General features: G+C 67.7%; 13 protein-coding genes. 8 read left to right on the top strand and 5 right to left on the bottom strand.

Annotation, left to right across the window (positions count from 1 at the left end; genetic code table 11):
* Positions 1-204: 204 nt before the first annotated feature.
* On the bottom strand, positions 205-621 hold the full coding sequence (locus OHS03_RS03775; protein ID WP_062988680.1) for a cytochrome c oxidase subunit 4: 417 nt from the start codon (positions 619-621) through the stop codon (positions 205-207).
* 10 nt (positions 622-631) lie between these two features.
* Positions 632-1621 carry an aa3-type cytochrome oxidase subunit II gene (gene ctaC, locus OHS03_RS03770; protein ID WP_373864364.1) on the bottom strand — a complete coding sequence of 330 codons (990 nt, stop codon included), beginning with the start codon at positions 1619-1621 and terminating at the stop codon, positions 632-634.
* Between the two features lie 483 nt (positions 1622-2104).
* On the opposite strand from ctaC, the gene asnB reads away from it, so the two are divergent.
* Positions 2105-4048, top strand: coding sequence for an asparagine synthase (glutamine-hydrolyzing) (gene asnB / locus OHS03_RS03765; protein WP_328664072.1), 1944 nt, complete (start codon positions 2105-2107; stop codon positions 4046-4048).
* A gap of 56 nt (positions 4049-4104) precedes the next feature.
* Here the strand turns inward: asnB and OHS03_RS03760 are convergent, their stop codons facing one another.
* Together OHS03_RS03760 and OHS03_RS03755 are read right to left on the bottom strand one after the other, a co-directional pair.
* Complete coding sequence (locus OHS03_RS03760; protein ID WP_407942497.1) at positions 4105-5031, bottom strand: carbohydrate kinase family protein; 927 nt, start codon at positions 5029-5031, stop codon at positions 4105-4107.
* A 221-nt stretch (positions 5032-5252) separates the two neighbouring features.
* Positions 5253-5609, bottom strand: coding sequence for a HesB/IscA family protein (locus OHS03_RS03755; RefSeq protein WP_056816608.1), 357 nt, complete (start codon positions 5607-5609; stop codon positions 5253-5255).
* A 257-nt stretch (positions 5610-5866) separates the two neighbouring features.
* Here OHS03_RS03755 and OHS03_RS03750 point away from each other — a divergent pair, with 257 nt between their 5' ends.
* Positions 5867-6523 carry a DUF3043 domain-containing protein gene (locus OHS03_RS03750; RefSeq protein WP_405150624.1) on the top strand — a complete coding sequence of 219 codons (657 nt, stop codon included), beginning with the start codon at positions 5867-5869 and terminating at the stop codon, positions 6521-6523.
* Positions 6524-6582: 59 nt separating this feature from the next.
* On the opposite strand, the gene OHS03_RS03745 is transcribed toward OHS03_RS03750, so the two are convergent.
* Positions 6583-6750 (bottom strand): hypothetical protein, encoded by a 168-nt coding sequence (locus tag OHS03_RS03745; protein ID WP_156677469.1) that lies wholly within the window; start codon positions 6748-6750, stop codon positions 6583-6585.
* Positions 6751-6835: 85 nt separating this feature from the next.
* Between OHS03_RS03745 and OHS03_RS03740 the strand changes: the two genes are divergently transcribed.
* The 6 genes from OHS03_RS03740 to OHS03_RS03715 all read left to right on the top strand — a co-directional run bounded on the left by OHS03_RS03740 (position 6836) and on the right by OHS03_RS03715 (position 12230).
* Complete coding sequence (locus OHS03_RS03740) at positions 6836-7789, top strand: helix-turn-helix domain-containing protein (RefSeq protein ID WP_328660813.1); 954 nt, start codon at positions 6836-6838, stop codon at positions 7787-7789.
* Positions 7790-8003: 214 nt separating this feature from the next.
* Entirely contained in the window at positions 8004-8894 is an 891-nt protein-coding gene (locus OHS03_RS03735) for an alpha/beta hydrolase (RefSeq protein WP_328660812.1), read from the top strand.
* A gap of 37 nt (positions 8895-8931) precedes the next feature.
* Positions 8932-9453, top strand: coding sequence for a bifunctional adenosylcobinamide kinase/adenosylcobinamide-phosphate guanylyltransferase (locus OHS03_RS03730; protein WP_328660810.1), 522 nt, complete (start codon positions 8932-8934; stop codon positions 9451-9453).
* Between the two features lie 39 nt (positions 9454-9492).
* On the top strand, positions 9493-10608 hold the full coding sequence (cobT, locus tag OHS03_RS03725; RefSeq protein WP_357367956.1) for a nicotinate-nucleotide--dimethylbenzimidazole phosphoribosyltransferase: 1116 nt from the start codon (positions 9493-9495) through the stop codon (positions 10606-10608).
* 25 nt (positions 10609-10633) lie between these two features.
* Positions 10634-11383, top strand: a complete 750-nt coding sequence (locus OHS03_RS03720) for an adenosylcobinamide-GDP ribazoletransferase (protein ID WP_328660806.1) — start codon at positions 10634-10636, stop codon at positions 11381-11383.
* A gap of 133 nt (positions 11384-11516) precedes the next feature.
* Entirely contained in the window at positions 11517-12230 is a 714-nt protein-coding gene (locus OHS03_RS03715) for an MBL fold metallo-hydrolase (protein ID WP_056816620.1), read from the top strand.
* Positions 12231-12260 lie beyond the last annotated feature (30 nt).

Below are 12260 nucleotides of genomic sequence, written 5' to 3'. Positions count from 1 at the left end.
CTCACCTGAAACGGTGGGGGCCTTCTTAGTTCGCACAACGCAACCCCGTGGGGCCGACCTCGGGGAGGCATCGCGAGCGCAGCGAGCGTCGCGGCCGCCCCGAGGAAAAACGACCCGAGACAATGCACCGCAGGTGCGAGTCTCGGGTCGTTTTTCGTCGGGGCAATCAGGGCCGCGACTCGAGCGCGCCAGCGCTCCGATAATTCAGTGCTTCTCGGCACCCAGGTAGTACTCGAACACCAGGCCCGCTGCGGCGGTGAGCACGAGCACCACGCCGAGACCGATCAGCCAGAACTGGAAGAACGCCAGGCCAAGGGCGGTGACCGAACCAGCGCCGGCCAGCAGGATGGGCCAGAAGCTACCGGGCGAGAAGAAGCCCAGGTCACCGGCGCCGTCCACGATCTCGGCCTCTTCGTAGTCCTCGGGCCGCAGGTCGATGCGGCGCGCGACGAACCGGAAGTAGGTGCCGATGATCAGCGACAGGCCCGCGGTCAGCACGATCGCGGTGGTGCCCGCCCACTCGATGCCGGTGCGCGACTGCGCGGTGAAGAACCCGTAGACGATGCCCACCAGGATGAAGAAGGCCGTGAGCAGTTCGAAGATCCGCGCTTCGATCCTCATATCAGAATCCTCACTTGCTCTCGTTCACCGAAGCGCTCTTGGCATCGCGCTTGGTGTTGAAGGGGTACGTGGAGGTGGCCACCGGCGACTCGCCGATCGATGCCAGCGCCTCACCATTGGTCTTGCCCTCGATGCGCGCCTGCATGTACTTGGCGTACTTCTCCGGCGAGACCGCGCGGACCTCGAAGTTCATCATCGAGTGGTAGGTGCCGCACATCTCGGCGCAGCGGCCGACGAACGCGCCTTCCTTCTCGATCTCGGAGATCTGGAAGACGTTGTCGGACTGGTTTTCCTTCGGGTTCGGCATCACGTCGCGCTTGAACAGGAACTCCGGCACCCAGAAGGCGTGGATCACGTCCGCGGCGGCGAGCTGGAACTCGATGCGCTTACCGGTCGGCAGCACCAGCACCGGAATCTCTTCGCTGGAGCCGAAGGTCTCGACCTTGTCGTAGTGCAGGTACGAGAGGATGTCGTTGGCCGGCTTGCCGTGCACCGGACCCGGCTGCGGGTGACCCTTGTCGTTCTTCAGCTCTCGGTACTCGGCGAGCTGCTCTTCGTTCAGCAGCTCTTTCTCGGTGTCGATGCCGTTCCAGGTGAGACCGCCGACATTGTTGATGTTGCGGTAGCCGAACTTCCAATTCCACTGGAAGGCGGTCACGTCGACGGTGACATCCGGGTTGTCGGTCTTCTCGTGCACGTAGTTCTGCACGACCACGGTGAAGTAGAACAGCACCGCGATGATCACGAACGGGATCGCCGTGTAGGTCAGCTCGAGCGACACGTTGTACCCGGTCTGACGCGGGAACTCCGGGGAGTTCTTGCGCTTGCGGTGGAAGATGATCGTCCAGAAGGTCAGACCCCAGACCAGCACGCCCATGGCGAGCGCGGCCAGCACCGACCAGGTCCACAGCTCGCGCATCCGGGTGGCCTGCGGGGTGATACCCGATGGCCAGCCGAACCGGAGCCAAACATTGTCGATCGAGCAGCCCGAGACGAGCATCGCGGTGATCCCCAAGGACACCGCCAGCCCGGCCCGCCGAAGGATCCGGCCCTGCCGACCCTTAACGGGTCGTGCCCCGATCTCTTCGCTCGCCTTGTGCGCCACGCTCACGCCTTCCTGGTCGCCACACATTCCGACACATTGCGTCTTCCGGGCGGCGATTCGCCCGTCCGACACCTCTTCAAAGCAGTTTCAGGCCGTCCCGAAGTATTGCCGCTGTGACGCCTGCACACCTGAGAAGGACCTGAGTACTACGCAGCGTAGACCAAAGCGGGCACTGTCTTGTCGCGGGGTCACTTTCGACACTCCGCCGTGACCGCCGGGATCGTCGCGACCTGCGGTTTGGCTCCCGTCCGGTTGCCGCGCACCCCGAGCGAGCGGGCGAGCGCGGCGTGTCGGGCAGGTGTGCGGCATACTCGGACACAGCGTTTCGGCCCGTTTGTGGCCACCCCATCATCGAACGAGAGAAGGTTGGGCGACACCGTGTGCGGACTGCTCGGATTCCTGACAGCTGACACCGCGACGACCGCGGTGGTCGATCAGGTGTACGACGCGCTGCACTGCCAGCGGCATCGTGGCCCGGACGAGAAGGGCACCTGGCACGACGATCACATGATCTTCGGGTTCAACCGCCTGTCCATCATCGATATCGAGCACTCGCACCAGCCGCTGCGCTGGGGCCCCGCGGACAACCCGCAGCGCTACGCGATGACCTTCAACGGCGAGATCTACAACTACCTCGAACTGCGTGAGCAGTTGGCCGCCGAGCACGGCGCCGCATTCCCCGATGGCAAGATCTTCGCCACCGACGGTGACGGCGAGGCCATCGTGGCCGCCTTCCACTTCTGGGGTCCCGAGGCCGTGCGCAAGCTGCGCGGCATGTTCGCCTTCGCGATCTGGGACACCGAGACCTCTGAACTGTTCCTCGCGCGCGATCCGTTCGGCATCAAGCCGCTGTTCATCGCGACCGGCCCCGGCGGCACTGCCTTCGCCAGCGAGAAGAAGAGCCTGCTGGAACTGCTGAGCCCGCTCGGGGTGTCCGACGAGCTCGACCCGCGCGCGCTCGAGCACTACACGGTGCTGCAGTACGTGCCGGAGCCCGAGTCGCTGCACCGCAACATCCGCCGCCTCGAATCCGGCAACTACGCCACGGTGAAGGTCGGTCAGGAGCCGGCCACGACCCGCTACTTCCGCCCCGACTTCCGGGTCCGCCCGTTCGCCGGGGGGTCGGAGAAGGCCCGCTACGCCGAGATCGCCGCGGCGCTCGAGGACTCGGTCGCCAAGCACATGCGCGCCGACGTCACCGTCGGTTCGTTCCTGTCCGGCGGCATCGACTCCACCGCCATCGCCGCGCTGGCCATGCGGCACAACCCGAAGCTGATCACCTTCACCACCGGCTTCGAGCGCGAGGGGTACTCCGAGGTCGACGTGGCCGCCGAGAGCGCCGAGCTGATCGGCGCCCGCCACATCGTCAAGGTGGTCTCCCCCGCCGAGTTCGCCGCCGCGATTCCCGAGATCGTCTGGTACCTCGACGATCCGGTCGCCGACCCCGCCCTTGTCCCGCTGTACTTCGTGGCCAAGGAAGCGCGCAAGCACGTCAAGGTGGTGCTCTCCGGCGAGGGCGCCGACGAACTGTTCGGCGGCTACACGATCTACCGGGAACCGTTGTCGCTCAAGCCCTTCGAGTACCTGCCCGCCGGTGCGCGCAAGCTGCTCGGCAAGCTCGGTGACAAGATCCCCGACGGCAAGCGCGGCAAGTCGCTGCTGCAGCGCGGTTCGCTCAGCCTCGAAGACCGCTACTACGGCAATGCCCGCAGCTTCAACGACGCCCAGTTGCGCGCGGTCCTGCGCGACTTCCGTCCCGAGTGGACCCACCAGGACGTCACCGCCCCGATCTACGCCCAGTCCGCGGGCTGGGACCCGGTCGCGCGCATGCAGCACCTTGACCTGTTCACCTGGCTGCGCGGCGACATCCTGGTCAAGGCCGACAAGATGACCATGGCCAACTCCCTGGAACTGCGCGTGCCGTTCCTGGACAGCGAGGTCCTGCGCGTCGCCGAGGGGATCCCGTTCGACCAGAAGATCACCAAGGAAACCTCGAAGTACGCGCTGCGCCAGGCCCTGGACGGGATCGTGCCCGATCATGTCCTCAACCGCGCCAAGCTCGGCTTCCCGGTCCCCCTGCGCCACTGGCTGCGCGGCACCGAACTCTACGACTGGGCCGAAACCCAGATCGCCGAGTCCCAGACCGACCACCTGCTGAACAAGCCGGCCATCCTCCAGATGCTCCGCGACCACAAGGCGGGCCTGTCCGACCACAGCCGCCGCCTCTGGACCGTTCTGGTCTTCATGGTCTGGCACGGCATCTTCGTCGAGGACCGCATCAAGCCCGAGATCCAAGAGCCGGTCTACCCGGTCTCGCTGTAATCCACGAAAAACGCCCCCTGGATCGAAAGAGCCAGGGGGCGTTCGTGTTCCGTAGGTCAGAGCAGCGGGGCCAGTTCGTCGGCGGCGTCGCTGCCGTAGGCCTTGGTGAGGCGCTCGAGTGCGTCGTCGGTGTTGAGCGTCCACTCCTGGGTGCCGGTGGTCTCCAGGATGAGCACGGCGACGAGGGAGCCGAGCTGGGCGGCGCGTTCCAGGCTCAGGCCGGCGCGGTGGGCGGTGAGGAAGCCCGCGCGGAAACCGTCGCCGACGCCGGTCGGGTCGACCTTGGCCACCTCGGGCACCACGCCGACGCGGACCTCGGTGCCGTCGGCGTCGACCACGAGCACCCCTTCGGAGCCCAGCGTGGTGACGCGGATGCCGACCTTGGCGGTGATGTCGGCTTCGCTCAGACCGGTCTTCTGCTGCAGCAGGGCCCACTCGTACTTGTTGGTGAACAGGTAGGCGGCGCCGTCGATCAGTTCGCTCGCCTGCTCGCCGTCGAGGCGGGCCAGCTGCTGGGACGGATCGGCGGCGTAGGCGATGCCCTGCGCCTTGGCCTGGCGGGTGTGGGCCACCATCGCGTCGGGATCGTTCGCCCCGACCAGCACCAGGTCGACGTCGTGCGCGGCGGCGATCGCGGCGATGTCGATATCGCGCGCCTCACTCATCGCACCCGGATAGAACGATGCGATCTGCGCCATCGTCTCATCGGTGGTGCACACGAACCGCGCGGTGTGCGACGTCGCGGAGACATGCACCGCGGAGCAGTCGACGCCGCTGTTCTCCAGCCACTGCCGGTACTCGGCGAAATCGGCGCCGACGGCGCCGACGAGCACCGGGCGCTGCTTGAGCAGACCCATCGCGTAGGCGATGTTGCCCGCCACTCCGCCACGGCGGATCTGCAGATCGTCGACGAGGAAGCTCAGGGACACATGATCGAGTTGATCAGCGAGCAGCGCATCGGCGAACCGGCCGGGAAAGCGCATGAGGTGGTCGGTGGCGATGGATGCGGACACGGCAACAGGCACGAGGCAGGGCCCCTTCGACGCTAGAGGTAGGAAAACACAGAAGTCCGGGATCACCGGATCCCGGACTTCAACGTTAGCAAGCGCTACCGCCTGTGGTTCACCTGTTCGCTACCTCGCCACGCAACGACAATGTTCCCGGGCGTGGCACGGAAAGCACGGCTAACTCGCAGCTCCGTACGTCAGTTGAAGCTGTCGCCGCAGGCGCAGGAGCCCGTGGCTTGCGGGTTGTCGATGGTGAAACCCTGCTTCTCGATGGTGTCGACGAAGTCGATCGAGGCGCCGTCGATGTACGGGGCGCTCATGCGGTCGACGGCCAGCTTCACGCCGGAGAACTCGACGACGATGTCACCGTCGAGGATGCGATCGTCGAAGAACAGCTGGTAGCGCAGACCGGCACAGCCACCGGGCTGCACGGCGATCCGCAGGGCAAGGTCGTCGCGACCCTCCTGGTCGAGCAGCGCCTTCGCCTTGATGGCGGCAGCGTCGGTCAACGTCGCACCGTGGGTCTCGGTGGCGGTCTCGTTCTGCACAGTCATGGACACTCCTAGTTCGACTCAGCCCGTCAACGGACCTCAGGTGCACAGCGCACGACTGATTTCAACGCTGTCGCAGCAACTGCTATTCCTATTTTGCCACCCTCGGCGCAGCCAGTAGACGCCACCTGGGTGCTTGTGCCCACACTACGCCCTGTGACGGCGTGATCTGTGTCGTAGCCCGCGCGAGATGAGACCGGGCTCACCGCTGAGCGGACCGCATTTCCCGATGCTCGGCATCATCGAATAGCCTGGTGAACGTGAAATTGTTTCGTCGTGACGAGTCCAGCACCATCGACGAGTCCGTCGACCCGTCGGTGTCCGGCTCCGAACAGGCCGCCGCTACCGCTTCGACCACACCCGGTAAGGGCAGGCCGACGCCGAAAAGGCGTGAGGCCGAAGGCAAGCGGCGCGGCCCGGTCGCGCCCGCCCCGCTGACCGCCAAGGAAGCCCGCGCCCGCCGCAAGGCTGTCAAGGGCACCAAACAGGACCGCAAGGCCGCCGCCGCCGACCGCCGCGCCGCCGTGCAGGACCGCCGCGCGCGCATGCTGGCCGGCGAGGACAAGTACCTGCTGCCCCGCGATCAGGGCCCGGTCCGCGCGTACGTGCGCGACCTGGTGGACGCCCGCCGCAACCTGGTTGGGCTGTTCATGCCGATGGCGCTGGTGCTGATCCTGTCGATGTTCGTGGCCCCCGGCCTGCAGACCATCGTCACGCTCGCGATGCTGGTGATGATGGTCTTCATGATCATCGAGGGCTTCGTCCTCGGCAGGATCGTGAGCAACCGGGTGATCGAGCGCTTCCCCGACACCTCCGACACCGGCTTCAAGCTCGGCTGGTACGCCTTCGTGCGCGCCTCCCAGATCCGCAAGATGCGCGCTCCGAAGCCCCGGGTCGGCCCCGGCGACGCGGTCTGAGTTCTTTCCCGGCTCCGCAATGCCGTCTCATCCCTTTGGATGGGGCGGCATTCGTGCTTTCAGTGGTGAATGGGGCGGATGTAGTCGGCATAGCCCGCGATGGCCTTGAGCTCGGTGTCCATGCGCTGGGCGTCACGGTCGACGATTCCGGTGGATCCGGCGGTGCCGCGACCGATCAGTACGGCGAGTCCGATGATGACGGCGAGGACGATCAGAAAAGTAAGCATGGCAGTAATTTTGCGCTCGATGATTTTCAGCCGAAAGTGGCTGTTCCGTCATTGTGCGTAAAGATTCAGCCAGCTACGATGAGGCATGCTCTCGAAGGTTGCCGTGGTCCTCAGCGACCGGCTCGCCATGTTCGAATTCGGCGTGGTCTGTGAGGTTTTCGGCCTCGACCGCACCGCCGACGGCCTGCCCGGCTTCGACTTCCGGGTCTGCGGCGCCGACCCCGGCACGCCGCTGCGCTCCACCACCCCCGGCATCTCCGTCACCCCCGAGTTCGGCCTCGACCAACTAGCCGAGGCCGACCTGGTGGCCATCCCCGCCTCCCCGATCGACCAGTACGACGACCGGGTGCTCGACGCGGTGCGCGGCGCCGCCGCCGCGGGCGCGACCGTGCTCACCGTCTGCTCGGGCGCCTTCCTAGCCGGTGCGGCGGGTCTGCTCGACGGCCGCAAATGCACCACCCACTGGCGTTATGTCGACCGACTCGCCGCGATGTTCCCCGAAGCCACCGTCGATCCCGACGTCCTGTTCGTCGACGAGGGCAACCTGATCACCAGCGCGGGCACCGCCGCGGGCATCGACGCCTGCCTGCACCTGGTCCGCCGCGAGATCGGCACCGCCGCCGCCAACGGTATCGCGCGCCGTATGGTCGTCCCGCCGCAGCGCGACGGCGGTCAGCGCCAGTTCATCGAACAGCCGGTCCCCGAGTGCAGCTCCATCGGCCTGTCCACCACCCTGGCGTGGCTCACCGAGAACCTCGCCCACCCGCACACCGTCGACGAACTCGCGGCCCGCTCCAGCATGTCCACCCGCACCTTCGCCCGCCGCTTCGCCGCCGAGACCGGCACCACCCCGGTCAAGTGGCTCACCACCCAGCGTGTCCTGTTCGCCAAGCACCTGCTCGAAACCACCGACATGGCCCTGGAGCGGATCGCCGACGAGTCCGGCTTCGGCTCCGGTGCCCTCCTACGCCACCACTTCCAGCGCCAGGTCGGCCTCGCCCCCACCGAATACCGTCGCCGCTTCGGCGCGGCCGGTTGAGCCGACGTTCACTCCGACGAGGTCCGCGTCGGCGGGTTGGAGCGGTGCGGTGCGGCACTACCGCGATGCTGTGACGCCGCACAATCGGCTTGACTCGATCGGCGGAAACTGGTCGGCTAGCAGGGTGTTCGATGCTGGGTGGGGTAGTTTTCGTCGGCTGAGCAGAGCTCTCACGATTGTCGCGGCGGCCGTGGTCGTGTCATCGTCGGTCGGCATGTCCACGGCCGTCGCCGTGCCGATCGGGGCGCCGGTGATGCGGACGCCCGCGGGCGGTGTCGAGGATCTGATCGTTCCGTCGAGCATGGGTCCGATCAAGGTCCAGGTGCAGTGGGCGGCGCGCGGCGGCAGTTCCGCGCTGTATCTGCTCGACGGTCTGCGCGCCCCCGCCGACCACAGCCAGTGGACCACCGACACCGACGCACTGCGCCAGTTCGCCGGTGACGACGTCACTCTGGTGTTGCCGGTCGGCGGCAACTCCAGCTTCTACACCGATTGGTACCGGCCGAGCAGCACCAATGGTCAATCGACGACCTACAAGTGGGAAACGTTCCTCACCCGCGAACTGCCCGACTTCCTGGCCGGATACGGCGTCTCCCGCACGAACAACGGCATCGTCGGCGTCTCCATGGGCGGCAATGCCGCCATGACACTGGCCGCCCACCATCGTGACCAGTTCCGCTTCGCCGGATCGTTCTCCGGGTTCCTCAACCCGGCGGCCCCGATGTGGAACCAGGTGATGCGCGCGGCCATGTTCGATGAGGGTCGCTTCAACATCGATGACATGTGGGGCGCCGCGGGCGATCCCGCGTGGAATCGCAACGACGCCATCGTCCAGGCCGAACTGCTGCGCGGCCTACCGCTGTACGTGACCAGCGGCAACGGTGTCCCCGGCCCCCTCGACCTCCCGAGCGGCGTCGGTAACACGGTCAACGCGGCAGCGATCGAGGCCTTCGCCGTGATCACGGCGAGCACTTTCCGCGACCGCACCGCCGCCCTCGGAATCCCCGCCCGCGTCGACTTCACCAACGGCACCCACACCTGGCCGTACTGGCAGCAGTCCCTCGCTACCGCCCGCCCGATGATCCTGGACGCTCTATCCGCCTGATGTTCCTGCGACGTCAGTGGGCGGCTACGGTGCTCGGATGTCCACTCGCATCCTCGTTCTCGGCGGTGCGCGGTCCGGCAAGTCGGCCTATGCCGAGGCCCTGCTGACCGACGCGCCCGCGGTCCGCTATCTGGCTACCGCTGTTCTCGACGCCGCCGATCTCGACTTCGCCGACCGGATCGCCGTCCACCGCGATCGTCGTCCCGCGCACTGGACCACCGTCGAGAACACCGAACCCGCAACGGTTCTCGCTACCGAGACTCCCGCGACACTGCTCGACGACATCGGCACCTGGATCACTGCCCGCCTCGATACCCGCATGGCGTGGGATGCTCCGCGCGGCACCGTGGCCCCGGACTGCGACGAGCTCGTCGCGGCCGTCGCGGCGTATCGGCAGCGGCTGGTGATCGTATCTCCCGAGGTCGGGATGGGCGTCATCCCCGCGACCCGCTCGGGGCGACTGTTCCGCGACGAGATCGGCACACTCAACCAGCGTCTCGCGCAGGCCTGTGATGAGGCGTATCTCATCGTCGCCGGGCTGCCGATTCGATTGAAATGAGCCGGGTCGGTCGGCGCCGCGCACCGTGATCCGGGCAAGATGAGCGTCGAACACCATGTACCACCTCCGAAAGGCTTGCCAGTGACTCACGGATTCGACCCGGTCGCGGCCCCGGACGCGCAGGTGCGCGCGGCGGCCGAGCAGCGCCAGACGCAGCTCACCAAACCGGCCGGATCGCTGGGACGGCTCGAGGAACTCGGCAACTGGGTCGCCGCGTGCCAGGGAGTGTGCCCGCCCGCGCAGTTCGAACGCGCCAGGGTGGTGCTGTTCGCGGGCGATCACGGCGTGGCCAAGCACGGCGTTTCGGCGTACCCGAGTGAGGTCACCGCGCAGATGGTGGCCAATTTCCTGGCGGGCGGCGCGGCCGTGAACGCACTGGCCGCCGTGGCGGGCGCGACCGTGCGGGTCGTCGATATCGCCGTCGACGGCGACACCGAGCCCTCGGTGTCCCAGCACAAGGTGCGCCGCGCGAGCGGTTCGATCGACCGCGAGGACGCCCTCACCGAGGCCGAGGTCACCGCCGCGCTGGCCGCGGGCCGCGCGATCGCCGACGAGGAGATCGACACGGGCGCCGACCTGCTCATCGCCGGTGACATGGGTATCGGCAACACCACCCCCGCCACCGTTCTCATCGCCATCCTCACCGGCACCGAACCCGTCGCCGCCGTCGGCCGCGGCACCGGCGTCGACGACCAGGGCTGGATTCGCAAGGTCGCCGCGATCCGCGACGGCATGCGCCGCGCCCGCCCGGTGGCCACCGACCCCGTCGACCTGCTCCGCGTCGCCGCGGGCGCCGACTTCGCCGCCATGGCCGGTTTCCTCGCCCAAGCCGCCATCCGCCGCACCCCCGTCCTGCTCGACGGCGTCGTGGTGACCGCCGCCGCCCTGGTCGCCGAAGACCTCGCCGCGGGCGCGAAAGCCTGGTGGCTGCCTGCCCACCGCTCCACCGAACCCGCCCACGACCTGGCCTTGAAGCACCTGCGCCTGACCCCGCTGATCGACCTGGAGATGCGCCTCGGCGAAGGCTCCGGCGCCCTCACCGCCCTGCCGATCCTGCGGGCCGCCGTCGCCACCCTCGCCGAGATGTCGACCTTCGCCGACGCGGGCGTGAGCACCTCGGCCGAGGAATCGGACACCGTCGACCTGGCCAAGTGAGCGAACCGAACGTGGGCGGATCCTCGTGAACGCGCTACGGCTGGCCGTCTCCTGGCTGACCGTCGTCCCGGTCCGAGGCCCGGCGGCGGTCGACCGGCGCACCGCCGGCCACGCGATCACGCTCGCCCCGGTGATCGGCCTCGCACTCGGGGCCTTCGCGGCTGCGGCCCTCTGGCTGCTGGTCAGCGCGGGTCTGACCACCCTTCTCGCAGGTCTGCTCGTCGTCGGTCTCCTCGCGCTGCTCACCCGGGGCATGCATCTCGACGGCTTGGCCGATACCGTCGACGGCCTCGGCAGCTACGGCCCGCCCCAGCGCGCCCGCGAGATCATGAAGTCCGGCGGTGCCGGCCCGTTCGGCGTGGCCGCTCTCGTTTTCGCCGTCGCCATCCAATCGGTCGCGTTCGCAACGCTGGCCGATCAGCACCGCTGGCTCGCGATCGTCCTCGCCGTCGCCGCGGGCCGAGTCGCCGTCGTCCTCGCCTGCCGCACCGGCATCCCCGCCGCCCCCGACGCGGGTTTCGGTGCATTGGTCGCGGGCACCCAGCCGCGCACCGCGGTGCTGATCTGGTCGGCGATCACCGTGATCACCGCTGTCTGGGCGACACCAGACAACCTCTGGCTCGGCCCGGTTGTGGTGATCGCCGCCCTCGCGCTGACCGTCGCGATCACCCGCCACTGCGTCCGGCGTTTCGAGGGCCTCTCCGGCGATATTCTCGGCACTGTCGTGGAAATCATGGTTTCGATTGCCGCAGTAGGCTTCTCACTGGAGTTATAGCTGCTCGCACGGTTACCGCAAACTCGGACTGGTCACAAGTCCAAGATATCGGCGATTGTGTGCTCCCACAGACCGTCCGGTCAACGGTACTCGGGTGCGTCGCCAGCACACCGGTGGCAATACAGTGGACCGCATGTCATCCGAGCGCCTCTACTTCCGCCAGCTGCTGTCCGGCCGGGACTACGCCGTCGGCGATCCGATCGCCACGCAGATGCGCAACTTCGCGTATCTGATCGGCGACCGGGAGACCGGCGAGACCCTCCTGGTCGACCCCGCCTACCAGGCAGCCGACCTCGTCGACGTCGCGGAGGCCGACGGCATGCGCGTGTCCGGCGTGCTCGCCACCCATCACCATCCCGACCATGTCGGTGGCACCATGCTCGGTTTCACCCTCGGCGGTGTGGCCGAACTGCTCGAGAAGACCAACGTCCCGGTGCACGTCAACAAGCACGAACTCGAGTGGGTCGCCCAGACCACCGGCATCGCCCCCGGCGACCTGACCGGCCACGACCACGGCGACAAGGTGACGGTCGGCGCGTTCGACATCGAGTTACTCCACACGCCCGGCCACACGCCGGGCAGTCAGTGCTTCCTGTTCGACGGCCGCCTCATCTCCGGCGACACCCTGTTCGTCGACGGCTGCGGCCGCACCGACTTCCCCGGCGGCGACTCCGACGAGATGTTCCGCAGCCTGCGCCGACTCGCCGCCCTCGACGGCAACCCGGTCGTCTACCCCGGCCACTGGTACTCCGAAGCACCGAGCGGCGCACTGGCGTCCCTGCGTGACAGCAACTACGTCCTGCGCCCGAAGTCCCTGGGCGAGTGGCAAGCGCTGATGCCGGGCTAGCCTCCGAAGGGGCCCGCCCGAGCGCCAGCG

Origin of the sequence: Nocardia salmonicida, from assembly GCF_036142455.1 — a bacterium.
Classification (GTDB): domain Bacteria; phylum Actinomycetota; class Actinomycetes; order Mycobacteriales; family Mycobacteriaceae; genus Nocardia; species Nocardia salmonicida.
This window is presented reverse-complemented; position numbering and strand designations above follow the sequence as displayed.

Coding starts and splice junctions, on each gene's coding strand:
- OHS03_RS03730 (WP_328660810.1), top strand. CDS start 8,932: ATGTCCACTCGCATCCTCGTTCTCGGCGGTGCGCGGTCCGGCAAGTCG.
- OHS03_RS03740 (WP_328660813.1), top strand. CDS start 6,836: ATGCTCTCGAAGGTTGCCGTGGTCCTCAGCGACCGGCTCGCCATGTTC.
- OHS03_RS03735 (WP_328660812.1), top strand. CDS start 8,004: ATGTCCACGGCCGTCGCCGTGCCGATCGGGGCGCCGGTGATGCGGACG.
- cobT (WP_357367956.1), top strand. CDS start 9,493: ATGAGCGTCGAACACCATGTACCACCTCCGAAAGGCTTGCCAGTGACT.
- ctaC (WP_373864364.1), bottom strand. CDS start 1,621: ATGCTCGTCTCGGGCTGCTCGATCGACAATGTTTGGCTCCGGTTCGGC.
- OHS03_RS03745 (WP_156677469.1), bottom strand. CDS start 6,750: ATGCTTACTTTTCTGATCGTCCTCGCCGTCATCATCGGACTCGCCGTA.
- OHS03_RS03775 (WP_062988680.1), bottom strand. CDS start 621: ATGAGGATCGAAGCGCGGATCTTCGAACTGCTCACGGCCTTCTTCATC.
- OHS03_RS03755 (WP_056816608.1), bottom strand. CDS start 5,609: ATGACTGTGCAGAACGAGACCGCCACCGAGACCCACGGTGCGACGTTG.
- OHS03_RS03760 (WP_407942497.1), bottom strand. CDS start 5,031: ATGCGCTTTCCCGGCCGGTTCGCCGATGCGCTGCTCGCTGATCAACTC.
- OHS03_RS03715 (WP_056816620.1), top strand. CDS start 11,517: ATGTCATCCGAGCGCCTCTACTTCCGCCAGCTGCTGTCCGGCCGGGAC.